Here is a 17,042-nt window from a genome sequence, read left to right on the forward strand (position 1 = left end):
AAGGTATGCACTATAATCGAACAATAGAATTTATAGTACATGGCAATAAGATAAGGCATCATAAATGTCGATTACGCACTGTGCAAGAGAGAAATGGAACAAGAAAAATTTATTATTATAGATTTTTTAGAAAAAAGAATCGCTACATTTTTAATTTTTATAAGCTTTCAAAAAGAATGGGTTGTTCAGGAAAAAAACCTTGATATCAATTTTAAACTTTTTATGGGAATGTACTGTTACGCTTTTGATTCTCCCAACAGTTTATTCTATTTTGTCTTTCTATATCTTACAAAGAAAGAACATTATCATTCTGGAAATTTCATAAAAGAGGATTTTTAAAAGTGGTGAAAATTCTTCAGAAGAGGACAGGGTATTTTGTTTTGAGTGTTAAGAAATGAAAAGAAGAGAGATCTTAAAAGACTTTCATTTTTGAGCAGTGAAAACATATTAGACATCTGGTGTGTCCAAAAATATTTCGGAAAGAAATCCTAATTTGCAATCACAAAGGACAGCTACAGAATTTCCTTGTAATGCTCAAGTGCATGATGGCAAGCGACCCAACATAGAAGTTATTGGCAATAACGGATTGAAGAAAAGTAAAATTTTTACATGATGGCGCACCCGAAGAGATTCGAACTCCTGACCCCCAGATTCGTAGTCTGGTGCTCTATCCAGCTGAGCTACGGGTGCGTATATTCCCAATTTTTTAATCTTATTAGGACAAGGGGTTCCTAATCGTTTCATTGAGGAATTGCAAGTAAAACTTGATGGAAATAAAAATTTTATCTTTTTGTTGAGGATATATTTAAAAAGACTATCGTATATTTTGGGTTTTGGTTGGATTTTGATACAATTATTCGTTTTTCTGTAAGCGCTATAAATCGAGATGAACGATAGTTAACTTGACATTTTAATTCAGGAAGGATAGTTAGGCAGGGAATAAAGTGTGTTTGTGCGGTGGGGGTGATGCATACCACCTGCGTTGGGTTTTTAATGTAGGATTCGCACATTATTATTAAGGACTGTTTCAGACAAATTTATGTGTTCATAACACAGCAGGGGTAGATGTATGGAGCTGTTAAAAAGAACCTTCCCACTAGTGTTTTTCGTCGTCATTTTGATGGTTGCTTATTGGGTAGGGAAACAAAGTTCAGAGCGCAACATTTCTGAATTGAATAAAACAACAAGTGCGTCGCATAAAGCATCAAAGGCATCAGGGGGGCGTCCGCCGGTAAATGTTGTTGTTGATCTTGTTAAAGTCCAAGATTTTTATGAAAATCTGAATACGCTTGGTAATGGAAGAGCGTTGGCTTCGGTAGAGTTGACACCTTGGTCATCTGGTGTTGTTAGTGAGCTTTTTGTATCAGCTGGCACAAAAGTACAGGCTGGTGATGCGATTGCAAAGCTTGATTCTAAAAAGGAAGAAATAACGGCTGAAAAGGCAAAAGTTCAACGTGATAATAGTGCATTAACACTTTCGCGTATTCTTAAATTGCGTCTCAGTAATACAGCAACAGAAGTCCAAGAAATTGCCGCACGTTTGGAGTTAGATAGCGCGAATTTGATTTTGCGTAATGCTGAGTTAGATCTTGAACGCCAGACAATTCGTGCGCCGATTAGCGGAGTTGTTGGCATTTTACCCATTGATGTAGGCAATGCTGTTGCTATTAATACTGTAATAGGACGTATTGAAAATAGAGAACGCATTTTAGTTGATATATGGATTCCTGAACGCTACACATCGCATATCCATAAAGGAGATAAGGTGACTGCAACGTTAACGATGCAGCCAGAGAGGACTTTTGTTGGTAATATTTATGCGATTGACAATATCGTTGATCCAGAAAACCGCACACTTCATGTTCAGGTTGAAATTAAGAATGAAAAAGAGGCCATTATGTCTGGTATGGCTTTTTCTGTTGCATTGCAATTTTATGGCGGCTCTTTTCCTGTTGTTAACCCTCTTGCAGTCCAATGGAACAGCAAAGGGTCATTTGTTTGGCGTGTAAGAGAGGGAAAGGTAGAGCCCATAGCAGTGTCGATTATTCAGCATAACGAAGATCATGTGTTTGTGAGAGCACCTCTTGAAAATGGTGATCAAGTTGTTATTCAAGGTGTGCAAATGCTCCATCCAGGAAGTCAGGTGATTATTGATGATCCAAAGTCCCATCAACAACAGTTATCAGCACCTCGTGGGCGGAACGTATAATGAGTCAGGAATTTAACACGAAGCAGCCTATAGCACAGGCTGAGCAAGGTGGTGTAATCGCCTTGTTTATTCGCAGGCCGGTTTTTACTTTTGTTTTGAATGCCATGATTGTAATTGCAGGGATTTCTGCGTGGCTAAACGTTGATGTCCGCGAATTACCGGATGTTGATACTCCAGTGACGACAATTGTAACAACGTTTACCGGAGCATCAGCGGAAACAATTGATCGAGAAATTACAAGAATTGTAGAAGATTCTGTTTCTCGTGTTTCAGGTGTAAAAACAATTTCTTCAACTTCTTCTTTTGGTCGTTCTCGTGTGGAAGTTAATTTTAATGTTGGCGTTGATTTGAACATTGCAGCATCTGATATTCGTGATGCTCTTTCTCGCATTGCTGATTCTTTACCAAAAGATGCCGATGCACCTCTGATCATTAAAGCAGATTCAAATGCTGCTCCAATGATGTATTTGGTTGTGACTTCACCAACGATGAGCATTGATGATTTGACAAGGATTGTAGATGATCAAATCATTGATGCGATCTCTGCTGTTGATGGTGTTGGTGATGTGCAGATTGACAGTGCTCGCACGAAAATTTTTCAGATTGATGTTGATCAAGCAAAACTTGCAAGCTACGGATTGACTGTGGCGGATATTTCACGTGTTCTAGCTGATATGACAATGGATGTGCCGGTAGGGTCATTACAAAATTCTAAGCAAGCCTTAATTGTACGTGCTACCGCGCGTTTAACAACACCGGAAGCTTTTGAACAAGTTGTCTTAAAGCCTCGTGTGCATCTTGGCGATGTCGCACAGGTTACCTTATCACCTGATGCAGAAACTGCTATTCTTCGTATTAACGGAAAGACTGGAATTGGATTGGGGATTGTGCGTAAGGCACAATCAAATGCTCTTAATATTTCTCGAGATGTTCGAGAGGTTATTGGTCATCTAAAAAGTGTTGTTCCTTCTTCAGTGCATATAAGCGTTGTTAATGATGATGCACTTTTCATTAAGGGCGCACTTCATGAGGTTGAGGCTGCATTGGTTATTGCTATTCTCAGCGTTATCTTGGTTATTTTTCTTTTTCTGAAAGATATTCGTGTAACGCTTATTCCTGCTTTATCTATTCCTGTTGCTTTAGTTGGTACAATTGCTGCCATTTATCTTGTAGGGTTTTCATTGAATATTCTCACCTTTTTAGGACTTGTTTTGGCAACAGGACTTGTGGTGGATGATGCGATTGTTGTTCTTGAGAATATTGTTCGGTGGCGTAATATGGGGTTAGGTCCTCGATCGGCGGCGGTGATCGGAACAAGGGAAGTCTTTTTTGCTGTTTTAGCAACTACATTGACTCTCGTTGCTGTTTTTGTGCCGATTTCTTTTCTTCCTGGACAAGTTGGATCACTTTTTAGAGAATTTGGTTTTGTATTGGCAATTTCTATTTTGCTTTCTTCGATTGTTGCTTTAACGCTTTGTCCTATGTTGGCCTCACGCTTTCTCAAGGAACATATTGAAGACAATGAGAGAGAGGATCGTCGTTTTACGTTTTTGAATAAATTAGGTTCTTTCTTAAGTGATTGGTATGCTTATAGTTTGCATAAATGTTTGGAAAGACCTTGGACTGTCGTCTTTTCTTCTCTTATTTTCGCGGGTCTTTGTGTTGGAGGCTATATGAAATTACAACAAGAATTGACGCCAGCAGAAGACAGAGCTCTTATTTTTTTAGTCATTAATGGACCACAGGGTATTTCAACACAATATCTAAATGAGCAGGTAGAGCAAATTGAAGCGAGTTTACAGCCCCTACGTGATTCTGGAGAAATTGCAAACAGTTATTCTATTGCTGGTGTCGGCGGTTCATCCAATACCGCTTTTTTGATTTTGCTACTTTCCCCTTGGGAAAAGCGTTTGCGCAGTCAACAAGAGATCGTGCAAGATATTAATGCGAAGGTAAAACAGTTCCCAGCAGTTTTTGTGTTTGCTGCGCAAGGAAACTCTTTAGGTGTTAAAGGAACTGGTCAAGGGTTACAATTTGCAATTATTGGAAATGATTACACAAAATTACAGCAAATTGCTGATAAGCTTATTAATGCTTTACAAGATGATCCGCGTTTCATTCGCCCACGTCTTACTGTTGATGCAACACAACCACAATTTTTTATTGAAATTGATCGAGACAAAGCCTCTGATTTGGGAATTGATATAACCAATTTGGGTAATACATTACAAGCAATGTTAGATGGGAAAAAAATTGGTTCCGTTTATGTAGATGACCATTCTTATGATGTTAAGTTAACCTCGCGTAAGAATCCTATTAATAATCCCCGTGATTTGGAAAATATTTTTTTAAAAACCAAAGACAATCAATACGTTCCTTTATCTGTTATTGCAAACTTGCATGAAAAAGCCATTGCACCTCAGTTAAAACGAGAGAGACGTATGAGTGCTGTTGTTTTAAGCGCAAATCTTGCTCCAGGTGTTGTTTTAGGAAGTGCTTATCAGACCGTGCAGAAAATTGCCGCTCCTTTGTTGTTAGAAGGAAATTATATTGTTCCTTTAGGGGAAGCTGCTACACTTGATGAAACATCTTCCAGTTTTATGATTGTTTTTGGAATTGCCTTTGTCATTATTTTATTGGTTTTGGCTGCACAGTTTGAAAGTTTTGTTTCAGGATTTATTATCATGGCGGCTGTACCATTAGGAATTGGTTGTGCTGTAATTGCTATGCTTTTAAGTGGAGTTAGTCTTAATATTTACAGTCAAATTGGTTTAATTTTGTTGGTTGGGGTTATGGCTAAAAATGGTATTCTTATTGTTGAATTTGCAGATCAGTTACGTGATCAGGGGAAAGGCGTGCGTGAAGCCATAGAAGAAGCGGCGAATATCCGTCTTCGTCCAGTTTGCATGACAATGATTTGTGCTATTTTGGGGGGTATTCCTTTGGTTTTAGCCAAAGGTGCTGGTGCAGAGGCACGTATAGCTTTAGGTTGGGTTATTGTTGGCGGTTTAGGTTTAGCAGTTATTTTTACTCTTTATCTCACGCCGGTTGTTTATCTCTTTCTTGGACGTTTTGTGAAACCAAAATCAGAAGAAGCACTACATTTAACGAGAGAGCTCAGCCAAGTTGAGTGATCCATCTGACAGGGAAGATTTAATAATTTTTTTATTTTCGTTTTAAATATGTTTTTTTCAGGTTTTATCTTTCTGCTTGTTACACCACTCCATTATGTACATGAATGGCAAAGGTTGATTGAGATAAAGAAAATTTGGCTGTTTTATTATTGTTTTTGCGCAGATTTTATTGTCAATAACTATGAGAGATCAGACCATGGGAGATAGTCCATCAATTCGAAATGAAAAAGCTTTTGAGGCGGCTTTAAAAGCTTTGAGAAAACATGCCACGAAGGATGGGGTGAGTGATATCCGTAGGCATTTCCAGGAAGATGAGCAACGTTTTTCCCATTTTTCTTTAAGACTTGATGATCTCCTTTTCGATTTTTCGAAATGTGGCGTAACATTTAAGACATTGCAACTCTTAGACGATTTGGCTGCTGCAGCAGATGTATTAGGCAGGCGTGAGGCAATGTTTTCCGGTAAAGCCATTAATACAACTGAAAAGCGCTCGGTTCTTCATATTGCATTACGTTTGCCTGCTGACGAAGTTTTCATTTTGGATGGTCATAATGTTGTTCAAGATATTCAGGATGTTTTTGCTCGTATGGAACGATTTTCTGAAATGGTACGCGATGGCAGCTATAAGGGAGGTAGTGGTGAAAGGATAACTGATATTGTGAATATTGGTATTGGTGGTTCTGATCTTGGACCAGCAATGGTCACACATGCTTTAAAACCGTATCATGATGGTCCGCATTGTCATTTTGTTTCTAATGCTGATAGTGCACATATTTTTGATACTCTTGCTGTTTTGAATCCGGCAACAACGCTGTTTGTCATTGCCTCGAAAACTTTTACAACAGCTGAAACAATTGCAAATGCTCAAGTTGCACGTCAATGGATTTGTTCACATTTAGGGGAAGAGGCTGTTGACGCGCATTTTGTTGCTGTTTCCAGCGCGCTTGATAAAGTTGCAGAATTTGGCATAGATTCTTCAAGAGTTTTTAGATTTTGGGATTGGGTTGGAGGACGTTATTCGATTTGGTCAGCTATTGGTCTTGTTGTTATGTTAGCAATAGGCAGTCGAAATTTTCGCCAATTTCTCAATGGTGCTCAGCATATGGATCAACATTTCAAAATGGCACCCTTACATAAAAACATGCCTATTCGATTTGCCCTTTTAGGGTTTTGGCATCGAGTTATTTGTGGGTACTCATCACGTGCGGTCATTCCTTATGCACAGCGTTTAGCGCGCTTACCTGCTTATTTACAACAACTTGATATGGAATCAAATGGTAAGCAGGTTTCTTTAGATGGCAAAGCGTTAACTTTTTCAAGTGGTCCTATCGTTTGGGGTGATTCAGGAACAAATGGGCAACATGCTTTTTTTCAGATTTTGCATCAAGGAACAGATGTTGTTCCTGTGGAATTTATTTTATTTATAAAAGGACATGAGCAGAATTTATATCCTATGTATGACATGTTGGTAGCAAACTGTTTGGCGCAGTCAAAGGCTCTGATGAAAGGGCGTAGTGTCGAAGACGCTCGACGTATTCTTATAAAAAATGGAATTGATGAGCGTGAAACAGACAATTTAGCGCTTCACAAAAGTTTTCAGGGAAACCGTCCCAGTATTATGTTGGTTCAAGATTTATTGACACCTTTTGCACTCGGTCGTCTCATTGCACTTTATGAGCATCGTATTTTTGTCGAAGGTATTTTGATGAATATTAATTCATTTGATCAATGGGGTGTTGAGCTTGGAAAAGAATTAGCAAATGAACTATTACCAATACTCTACGGAGAAAACAGAACAAAAAAACGTGACAGTTCGACATTAGGGTTGTTAGCACATATTCAGGCAAGACGTGCGGATATAGCGTGACAATTGTTTTTGTATTCAGTGGGAAGAGATGGGATTGATTAGGAATATGTGTTAATTTGTTGTTTTTATGTACGATTTTTACTATTAAATGCATGTTTTATCAAATTGGATTTTGATATCTAAAATTTCCAAAAAGAGCGAAAAATCATAAAAATCGGAATTTTGTGCTAAAAATGAAAAAAGGCTTTGAAAGGTTTTTGAAAGCCTGGAAGATCGAATTTGAAAGATCTTTGAAAAAAATCACCTAAAAAGTCAGGTTAGCCTCAAAATCAGCTAAAATTACTAAAAAAGCAAAATAGAAATGCGCCTGCATCTTTGTATTTTAGAGGGACATTAAGCCGTATTTTGTGTGATTTCTAGATGTGCCTTTTCAGTTTCAATCTACCGTTTTAAGTGTGGTTTTAGAAGAGGAAAAGTTGCTTCGATTTTTTCCATATCGTTGATGTTTTGAACAAGCTCTTGCAACTTTCTATAGAGTTCCGCCGCGATTTCCGCTATATCTTCAGGGAGGAGTTTTATTTTCATACCACGATAGGTCATATAAGCTATACGACCAAGCTTTTTTATGAGTTCATCAAGGATAGTTTGTGGTTTAAAACCAGCGGCTTTCGCTTTATCTACGTCACGAAACATTTCTCCTTCACCCGTAACGAGCCAATGGGGGTTAATGTTATAGACCCTACGATGGGCGTTAGTTGTTGAGGATGCTGGTTCGTGTGCTCCGATTTCATAATTGACAAGAGTAGTGCGTTGTAAACTAATGCGTTGCACAAAATTCCACGTTCTTCGTTTCCGAGGATTCGTTGTACTTCACATGATTGCTTTGCTGGTTCTGTTTTAGGTTATTTTTCAAGGCGTGCCAAAAAATGTTTCTAATTCACAAAGTAGAATTATACTTTTTATTACCGCTCGATATTGAGGGTGATTATTACACATATAATCAAAAAAAAACGGATATTTGAGTATCCGTTTAAAGTAGGAGCAAAAGTTATGACCATCACACAAACATGAGATCGCCATAGTATTCCAGCCGAGCTACGCCGTCGTAATATAACCTTGGCGGAGCTTGCTAAATCCCATCAAATACCGTCTTCCAGTGTTCAGCACATTTTGACACGGTCAAATGAGAAAACCGAACGAGCCATTACCGATTTTATTGGCTTGCCCGTTGAGCAAATTTTTGCTGACCGCTATCCAAAAAGTCGCAGTCGCATGTTCAAAGCAGCAAAACATGCCGATGTGGATTCACATACACATTCCCCACTGCGCGGTAGTGCCGCTTGAACTTGTTACACAGCTTTGCATGTTAAACGCATTTGCCGTGAATTTGGACACCATAAGATAAAAAAGTTTATCAATTTCTAAACATCAACACAAAATAGAAAAGATAAATCCTACACAGTTGTATCGTCAGTCAGATGATTGAATGGTTTTGTTTTTTAGATCAGCTGGTGCTTCCATTCTCCTTATAGGGGGGATTATGGTTGCTGCTTGTAATTTATGGACCCCAGATGTTGAAGCGATATCGTTAATTCTTATTCAGAAATTGAATGTTTACAGGTGATGCTTTCCTATTCTTTAAAAGCAGTGAGTAGCGATTTTAAGCATGTACAGATCCGATATAATTATTGATCCTCCGCATGGCTTATTTGATGCGGCATTAGCACGACAGATTGTTGATTCATATTCTATATTATCAGTTTGAGGTGCCGCGGCGACGTGTTGTTGCCATACAAGCACGACAGCGGACTTCTATTTATCTGTCTTTGCAGGTGATTAATCGACGTTTGGAAGAACCTGTTTTTGCGAAGGCTTATTGAAGGTGGGAGGGGTGTGCGATGGATTTGTTTTTTTAAGAAATGGAAAAGGCAGAGGCATGATGGCTCGATTTCAAGGGATTATTTTAGATTTGATTGCTGTCCCTGATCGTATTCGCCCTGTTTATGATGAGCATGCCAAGGCGCTTGCACAATCCATAGTGCGAGAGGGATCGATAAATCCGATTACGGTGTGTCACGTCCCCAATGCTAAAGAGGGCAATGATACGCTCATTGCTGGTGCGCACCGTTTACGTGTTGCTGAGCTTTTTGGCTATAGCGAAATTGATGCCGTTGTGATGCAGGCTGATAAGGACAATGCCGCATTTTTAGAGGTTGTGGAAAATCTTTTTCGCAATGAGTTATCGGTGATAGATCATGCATTGTTTGTTCAGACTTACCACGAATTATGGGAAAAGAAGTATGGGGAAATTAAGATTGGTGAAAATAAAAAACAAAAGGTTATGTTTATTCTTTGATTGGTGGTGATACGCAGTTAGAGAAATTTGTGCAAATTGTACTTATTTCTCAAATCAGGGATGATTTTTCTTCAGATCACAATGAAATCGCGTGCGAAGGGAATAAAAAATCAAAAGGACAACTTGCTCTTTTGATTGGTAATGAAATACATGCAAATCAAAGCGTAAACATTGCATTGTAGTTTGCTGATGAGAAATTGGATCAACTTGATAAAATTGGTTTAAACGTTTCTCCTCTTGATAACGTACTTGGGATACGTAAAAACTCTCATCCAATTCATGCTAAAAAAAGTTATACATCTTATATATGCTATTTCTTAAATAATTCGACTCCGTCTCAAAAATTTATCGTCTTAAATTGCAATTTTTAGAAGAAGAAACAAAGACTCACGAAAGAGAGCTTTAAATACCCCTTGAAAGGCTATTGAAGACCTTTTGAGAGCCTATTTAAAAAAATGAAAATCCTTTGAAAAGAAAATAATTTTTACAAAATATGATACAAATTACACAAAATTTTGTAGAGTTCTTTATTCATAATCTTACACATTTTAGGCATCAAACCATGCGATTGTAGCAAAAAAACGAATCATTATAAATCGTGGCTTTAGCAAAGGAAAATAAGACACACGAAAGCGGACATAAACAATCCTCAAACTATTTTGATAAAAATAAATTGGTACAAAACCCACTGGCAAGCTGCAAAAGCTACATTTTGGCGGAGAGAGAGGGATTCGAACCCTCGATACGGTTTCCCATATACACGCGTTCCAGGCGTGCGCCTTCAACCACTCGGCCACCTCTCCAGAGGCCTGCACACTATACCCAGAAAGAAATGACGTGCAAGCTTAAAACTATATGCTCAAAATTCAAAAAACAACTTCATTTACTAGAATAAGATGTGATATTTATTAAATAACAAGCACATCCTCTCCTTTCAAGAAGTAAATTTTTTCCGTGGATATTATACATCTAAAATGCAATGACTAAATTATCATAAATAAAACATTTTTGCTTATACATGCACTTTCCTACTCATGAACAATATTATCTTCAAATTGATTATGCTGCTCATGTTTTTTCAAAAATCAAATGATTAAACACTATCATCAACCCATTAACATTCATTTTATCCATTAACCAGTAGAATAATCTATTGTATTAACCTCTTGATCCTCAGAATGAAAATGTACTTCATGAAGATAATGAAATTGATTTTAACAAAAATGATTTACAATGTACCTGCCTTACAAAACTGCAAATTGGCACACTCTTCTTTTTCTTAACGGTTCTTTGTTACTTTATATCATTGCTAAGGGTACGCACAGCTCGTGCAGTTTCACACTGTAATGCTTTTTTTGCTAAAATTTTCATATCTTCAATACTATGTGCCTGCAAATATGCTTTTACTGAAGAAATATCACGGGATATCATAGAAAGTTCATTAATCCCTAGTCCAGCCAAAATCATTGCTGCGAAAGGATCTCCAGCCATCCCGCCACATACGCTAACCCAGCATTTATGTTTTTCTGCACCCTGAATAGTCTTATGAATCATACGCAAAACCGCTGGATCAAGACTGTCAGCTTCAGAGACAAGATAAGGATTTTGTCGATCAACAGCCATGGTATATTGTGTTAAATCATTTGTCCCAATCGAAAAAAAATCAACATAGGCACTCAAAACATCTGCCATAATGGCAGCTGCTGGAACTTCAATCATAACACCAAGCTTCAATTTTGGCGCCCCAATATCGTTGCGAATCTCTTCTGCGATCTTTTTTACAGCAAAAATCTCTGAAACAGATATAATCATTGGAAATAGAATCCATAAATCTCCACCCTCTTTTGCTACCCGATACAAAGCACGCAACTGAGGGACTAAAAGGTCACGTCGATGTAACAAAAGCCGTGTTCCCCGAACACCTAAAAAGGGATTATCTTCTTTAGATAAATTTAAATGGTTAACTTGTTTATCTCCACCAATATCGAGCGCACGAATAATTAATGGCTTACCATCTGCTGCTGCAATCACTGCGCGGTACACGTCAAATTGTGCGTCCTCATCTGGAATATGTGGATCATCTAAAAACAAAAATTCTGTACGCATGAGTCCAATACCTTCAGCCCCTACATTTAGTGCAACAGGAATTTGATTTGCACAATTGACATTAGCCATGATACGGATCCTTTGGCCGTCTGTCGTTTGTACTGGCAATCTGCATACACGTATCCCGCTGTTACGCTTTTGCAAAATTATACTCATATGACTTTGAGCGTCTTCAACATCTTCAGGAGTAGGATCAAGATAAATGAATCCATTATCACCATCAATAATAGCCTGAACATTACACTCAACTGCTAACACATCCACACCCGTAGCAACAACCATTGGAATACCAAGAGTGCGTGCCAAAATAGCTGTATGAGATAATGGCCCTCCCCATGCAGTTGCTAACCCCCGCACTTTTGTACAATCAAGCTGAGCTATATCGGAAGGAGAGAGATCATCTGTAACAAGAATAACACCGTGCGGAATATCATTAAAAAAGAATGATCTATACGATGGATTGATTTCGCCTAGAACACGACGACCAACATCAATTAAACTAACAGTACGCGCTGCCAATAAAGGATTATCTACTTTAGAAAACATATCGGCAAATTTCTGGATAGCTCTATCCCAAGACCAGGCAACGCCATGACCTTCTGCCATAAAATGATAAGTTTGAGCTATCAGATCTTCATCTTCAAGCAAAATCATTTGCGCAGAAAAAATCGCAGCAAAATCCGCTCCCATACGTGCCGTGATATCAGCAATAACAGATGCCATTTTATGTTTTGTTCTTGTGAGAGCGTTTTCAAAACATGCTGTGCCAACTACAAAATCTATTGGTTGGTCTACTATGGAAACAGTATTTTGCTTTAAAATAAAAATCTTGCCAAAAGCTAGCCCTGAACTTGCCCCAACACCAGAAATACTTTTTTGTTTAAAGCGCGGATACCAACCATGAAAAGTCTTCGTTTGAGATTCCATTTCTCTCGTCATATACTTTTCACTTACACCTACTTTCTTCACAACAGAAATCGCATCCTCAAGAAGTCGTGCACCTTCTGCAGCATCCGTCGAAAAAATCAGAACATCACCGTTTTTTGCCCCTAATTGCAATAAACCAACCAAATTTTTCATTTCAGTGGCGTACTGACCATGTCGAACTCTGATAGAGCTTTGAGCTTTTTTTGCGAAGTCAACCCAAAGAGAAGCTGGTCGCGCATGAAGGCCACTTGGATAATCTAAAATCCATTCCTGACACACTGTAAGGTCACCTATAAAAGCCTTCCTCATTTTCATATCCTGACCAAAAAGAGTTGTAACAATCTGTTGTTTGTCGGCAGTCGTCAAAAGTGTTTCAAGCTGTTCCTTATCAAATAAAAGACGTGTTAATTGTTTGCAAATCTCTCTATAGCGATCTGGACAAGCTGCAATAGCAACAACTAAACGTGCTTTATTCCCTTTCTTCCACTCAACACCGGCAGGAATCTGTATAACAGCAGCAGCATCTCTGATAATTAAATCACGACTTTCATCCATTCCGTGGGGAATTGCTATGCCATTCCCAAGCCAAGTATTCATTATTGTCTCACGCTTAAGCATGCTTGCCAGATAACATTCATCAACTGCACCAATCTGCACAAGTAATTTAGCAGCTGCATGAATTGCATCATTTTTATGATCAAAAGCAGCTGCAAGTTGTACAGATCTTACAGACAAGACTTCACTCTCATTAAAATCTGTATTCATTGCCTCTACTTCCTCATATCTCATAATGAATTTAAACTACTTCGCATTTGAATATGTCTGATAAATTTCATTTCAAAGCAGTATTTCAAAAAATACAAACTATAAATAACACTACGATTTTTCTTTTTTACACGGAATATAATTAAGCAGGGCGTCTATGCACCTCCCAACATGAACTATCAAAAATTGGATATCGCTGTTTTCAAAGTGGCGTAAAAATACTGTAGGCAAATTTGTTTCCCACTTTATTTACTACACGAAGACAAATAGCCTATTCTTTCATATACCAAAGTAATTGAAAAGCTATTTTTAAAACGCTCCCATTATTTTAAGTTATCCTATATAATCTGCTACTATTCCTAGTATAAGAAGGAAACTGTACAATCATCCACAACTTCAATTAATATTTTAATTGATACCCCTAAATTGAACAACCAACCTTTCCCTCTTTCTGATTCATTACAAGAGCACAAATTTCTACATGCAGTCCTATCTTCTTAAAATTCCACGTGGCTAAAAATATTCCATAACGTAAAAGCTTTAGAACATAACTTTAACGATATTATAGGGCTTTTCTTTTTCAAAAAATATGGCAACAGCAGGGTATTCTTTGTCTGTATACCCAAAAAACATATGCTAAACAGCTAAAATCGAGCAAGATACTATACATACCCTTAGATTCTAGGTGTTTTGATAAATAAAAATCAATAAATTTACAGAATAAAAAACGCTTTTATCTTAATTCAACATTTTATTTTAAATACTGATGTAGATTATATTAATAATTCTCCATAGCAGATAGATCAAAATACTATTGATATTACTAATTGCACGTCTGACATTTCGATTGCTTAAAACCAAAACTTCCTCAATGTCACTTTACTATAGATTTATTTCCCTTCTAAACGTATATTATTTGCAAAACAGCTTTGATCAATACTCTTATAGTCTCTCTTACATATTTGTTTTCTTCTAAATAGTATCCATAACCGTTAAAAAACTATTATGAACACAATTAACGCCCACAAATTAGCTCTTCTGTATCAAAACGATTGTGCAAAATACTTCTGTTAAATTTTTCTCAAATTCTCTGAAAAGAAATCGCTTAATAGCTTTTTCGTGCATAAAGAAAAAATTTCTCTCATTACCATCATATACCAATTTATGGATAAATTCTGTTACCGCGTTAATGTTCTCAGTACAAACTAAGCAAAACACTAATCTATTGGTTATTTTAGAAAAATAATTGCCCTACTTTTTATTTTTCAGTTTTCTATACACCATTATATTCTATTGTGGCATAAACGTAAAAAAAGGAAAGATAATATTCCATCTTTCCTTTCTAAAATTTATAATCTCACAATCGAAATTCAATAAAGCACCGGCTTATGAAAAGGACATTACAGCCTATTTTTCTGCTCCTACCATAGGAATGACCGAGACATACGAACGGTTGTTCGCTTTTCTTTGAAAATAAACCTTTCCATTTAACAGCGCAAAAAGAGTGTGGTCTTTCCCGACACCGACATTATCACCAGGATGCCAGCGTGTACCACGCTGGCGAACAATAATATTTCCAGCGATAACGGCTTCACCACCAAACTTTTTAACGCCAAGACGTTTTGATTCTGAATCGCGACCATTACGCGAGGAACCACCAGCTTTTTTATGTGCCATGGACGTTGTTCTCCTTTAATTTTCTTTACTATTTGACGCTACAGCCACTCTCTTCTGTGATGTGGGATTGTTTTCAACATTTTTCTTGGCTGTTTCTTTAGCAAAAGCAGTTGCTTTTGTTTCCTTTATCGTTTCTTTCAATTCAACAGCTTCTTTTTTCATTGGTTTTTCAGCTGCTTTTTTAGGCTTCAAACCACCCATTAAAATTTCTAAAATACGAAGTGTCGTCACTTCTTGTCGATGACCACGCGTGCGTTTTGAATTTTGACGACGGCGTTTCTTAAATGCGATAACCTTACGCGCACGTGCTTGCTCTACAATCTCAGCTGTAACCAAAGCATCGGCAACAACAGGCGCACCAATAATGGTATTATCCTCTTGCCTAACAATCAATACGTCATTGAATTCAACAATATTACCGATATTTCCAATAATTTTTTCAACTTTGATCATTTGATTAGCAATAACACGGTATTGCTTACCACCGGTTTTAATGACTGCGAACATTTTTTATCCTTTCGTTCACTCCAGCTCTCATTTGATTTCTGCCTTATCAATTAAGGGAAAACAGGCTGCTTTTTATCAGTCGTAATAGATTTAAGAAGAGAGATAAAAACACTCTACAAAACACAAACATGCGCAGATTTCCCACGCTCATATTTTGAGCACATATGACGGAATTTCTGTTCTCTGTCAATAAAGTCTCACAAAAAAACAAAAAAGGGTTGTGCTAAAAGCAATTGAAGGTTATCTACCCGACATATACTCAAACAGTGCAAATTTTACTGCATTTTCATTGGAGAGATGGCTGAGTGGTTGAAAGCACCGCACTCGAAATGCGGCATAGGGGCAGCTCTATCGAGGGTTCGAATCCCTCTCTCTCCGCCATCAAATTTACTAATGTATAATTTATTGACTCTATACAGTATTTTTTTAATGGACAGGATGCTAACAAAAGTTCGGAAATTTTATTCTTGTGACTCGTTCTTGTGTCTATCCTGAACCTTTTTGTAGCTTTTTGATTACTTCTTGTGTAAGATCTTTTTCATCGAATGTTTTAGCGCAGAGCGATGCTACTTGATCTCTCATACATTCAAAAGCGCTGCCATTTACGGAATCTTAGCACCTTTATTTAGCTGCACGTACTACTTCTAATTTTCCCAATCCACGTGCTGATCGTAGAATGCAGTGCCTGTCCACGCCTCTACATCCACAATGGACAAATGTCTTTTATCCTTAAAAGGAAGGAGCATAGTTTTAAATAAGGTGAGAGGATAGCACAGATACGATAGCGATCATAACCATTGGGCTAATCGGTTAAATTTTTTACTTTGTGGCTGAACGCTTTGTATCATAGTGTATTGTCATTCTTATAATTGCTGGCATACATAATTGAACAGTCCTACTTTAACTATGATGTTAAGAATAAATTTCGAAGGAGAGCGGAATAGGACTACCCTTTGATACCTTTTATTTCTTTTTGCAAGATTGATGTTTATATTCCTTCCTTTTTCAAATGATGTATTTTGGAGCTCAACTACAATGAGATTGAAATTCCACGGATTTCGATTGAAAATTCCTTAAAATTTTGGTGCGATAACCGCTTCTATACCATGATAAATTTATGATCTTCTCGTAAAAATTATAGATTTCGACCACTTCATTGCAAAAGATAAGATCTTCGATTTGCTTTTTAGATGTTATTCTTTTGTATAGCCACAATAACTGTTTTCAATACCACTAAATTGTACTCTACAACGTAAACAGAAACATTCAATGAGAATACTAATCTCTATGAAATGTCAGTATTGTAAAATTATTCTCCATTATTCTTATTTTATAGAAAGGCTAGTTATACTATGAAAGAATAAATGTTTTAAAAGCATTAAAGTGAGTGATTTTACTTTTTCAAACTTAATTAGTTAAAATATACACTGAATGATATTTGTATTAGGGAAATAATTTATGATCGTATTAAATTTGAAGGAACACGTTTCTTTTATTTGAGAATAAAATTTTTTTCTATTTTACGCTGAGCAGCTTGTTTGTTACATTTGGAAA

The 17,042-nt window shown here is 37.2% G+C and carries 10 protein-coding genes, 3 tRNA genes and 2 pseudogenes; 9 read left to right on the forward strand and 6 right to left on the reverse strand.

From position 1 onward, the window contains the following. Positions 1-93 precede the first annotated feature (93 nt). A complete protein-coding gene (locus V4B17_RS00085) occupies positions 94-339 on the forward strand; it encodes a hypothetical protein (RefSeq protein ID WP_455479517.1) in 246 nt (81 codons plus the stop codon). 274 nt (positions 340-613) lie between these two features. Here the strand turns inward: V4B17_RS00085 and V4B17_RS00090 are convergent. Then, positions 614-690: transfer RNA gene (locus tag V4B17_RS00090), tRNA-Arg, on the reverse strand. 379 nt (positions 691-1,069) lie between these two features. Between V4B17_RS00090 and V4B17_RS00095 the strand changes: the two genes are divergently transcribed. The 3 genes from V4B17_RS00095 (at position 1,070) to pgi (ending at position 7,210) form a co-directional block, all read left to right on the forward strand. Continuing rightward, on the forward strand, positions 1,070-2,209 hold the full coding sequence (locus V4B17_RS00095) for an efflux RND transporter periplasmic adaptor subunit (RefSeq protein WP_455479518.1): 1,140 nt from the start codon (positions 1,070-1,072) through the stop codon (positions 2,207-2,209). After that, positions 2,209-5,343 (forward strand): efflux RND transporter permease subunit, encoded by a 3,135-nt coding sequence (locus V4B17_RS00100; RefSeq protein WP_455479519.1) that lies wholly within the window; start codon positions 2,209-2,211, stop codon positions 5,341-5,343. The genes V4B17_RS00095 and V4B17_RS00100 overlap by 1 nt, the downstream gene beginning before the upstream one ends. A gap of 196 nt (positions 5,344-5,539) precedes the next feature. Continuing rightward, entirely contained in the window at positions 5,540-7,210 is a 1,671-nt protein-coding gene (gene pgi / locus V4B17_RS00105) for a glucose-6-phosphate isomerase (protein ID WP_455479520.1), read from the forward strand. Positions 7,211-7,591: 381 nt separating this feature from the next. Here the strand turns inward: pgi and V4B17_RS00110 are convergent. Continuing rightward, positions 7,592-8,010 (reverse strand): annotated as a pseudogene (locus tag V4B17_RS00110) (helix-turn-helix domain-containing protein). 223 nt (positions 8,011-8,233) lie between these two features. Here V4B17_RS00110 and V4B17_RS00115 point away from each other — a divergent pair. The 4 genes and pseudogenes from V4B17_RS00115 (at position 8,234) to V4B17_RS00130 (ending at position 9,688) form a co-directional block, all read left to right on the forward strand. Further along, positions 8,234-8,494 carry a helix-turn-helix domain-containing protein gene (locus tag V4B17_RS00115; RefSeq protein ID WP_455480218.1) on the forward strand — a complete coding sequence of 87 codons (261 nt, stop codon included), beginning with the start codon at positions 8,234-8,236 and terminating at the stop codon, positions 8,492-8,494. A gap of 196 nt (positions 8,495-8,690) precedes the next feature. After that, positions 8,691-9,030, forward strand: a pseudogene (locus V4B17_RS00120) (hypothetical protein). Positions 9,031-9,086: 56 nt separating this feature from the next. After that, positions 9,087-9,506 (forward strand): ParB N-terminal domain-containing protein, encoded by a 420-nt coding sequence (locus V4B17_RS00125; protein WP_455479521.1) that lies wholly within the window; start codon positions 9,087-9,089, stop codon positions 9,504-9,506. Then, a complete protein-coding gene (locus V4B17_RS00130) occupies positions 9,503-9,688 on the forward strand; it encodes a hypothetical protein (protein WP_455479522.1) in 186 nt (61 codons plus the stop codon). The genes V4B17_RS00125 and V4B17_RS00130 overlap by 4 nt, the downstream gene beginning before the upstream one ends. A gap of 531 nt (positions 9,689-10,219) precedes the next feature. Here V4B17_RS00130 and V4B17_RS00135 read toward each other — a convergent pair. The 4 genes from V4B17_RS00135 to rplU all read right to left on the reverse strand — a co-directional run bounded on the left by V4B17_RS00135 (position 10,220) and on the right by rplU (position 15,488). Next, positions 10,220-10,309: transfer RNA gene (locus tag V4B17_RS00135), tRNA-Ser, on the reverse strand. 490 nt (positions 10,310-10,799) lie between these two features. After that, positions 10,800-13,304: a phosphoenolpyruvate--protein phosphotransferase gene (ptsP, locus tag V4B17_RS00140; RefSeq protein WP_455479523.1), complete on the reverse strand. Its 2,505-nt coding sequence runs from the start codon at positions 13,302-13,304 to the stop codon at positions 10,800-10,802. Positions 13,305-14,711: 1,407 nt separating this feature from the next. Then, on the reverse strand, positions 14,712-14,981 hold the full coding sequence (rpmA, locus tag V4B17_RS00145) for a 50S ribosomal protein L27 (protein ID WP_455479524.1): 270 nt from the start codon (positions 14,979-14,981) through the stop codon (positions 14,712-14,714). 15 nt (positions 14,982-14,996) lie between these two features. Next, on the reverse strand, positions 14,997-15,488 hold the full coding sequence (gene rplU / locus V4B17_RS00150) for a 50S ribosomal protein L21 (protein ID WP_455479525.1): 492 nt from the start codon (positions 15,486-15,488) through the stop codon (positions 14,997-14,999). Positions 15,489-15,779: 291 nt separating this feature from the next. Between rplU and V4B17_RS00155 the strand changes: the two genes are divergently transcribed. Continuing rightward, positions 15,780-15,869: transfer RNA gene (locus tag V4B17_RS00155), tRNA-Ser, on the forward strand. The last annotated feature ends 1,173 nt before the right edge of the window (positions 15,870-17,042 follow it).

The organism is Bartonella sp. B23, from assembly GCF_053793815.1.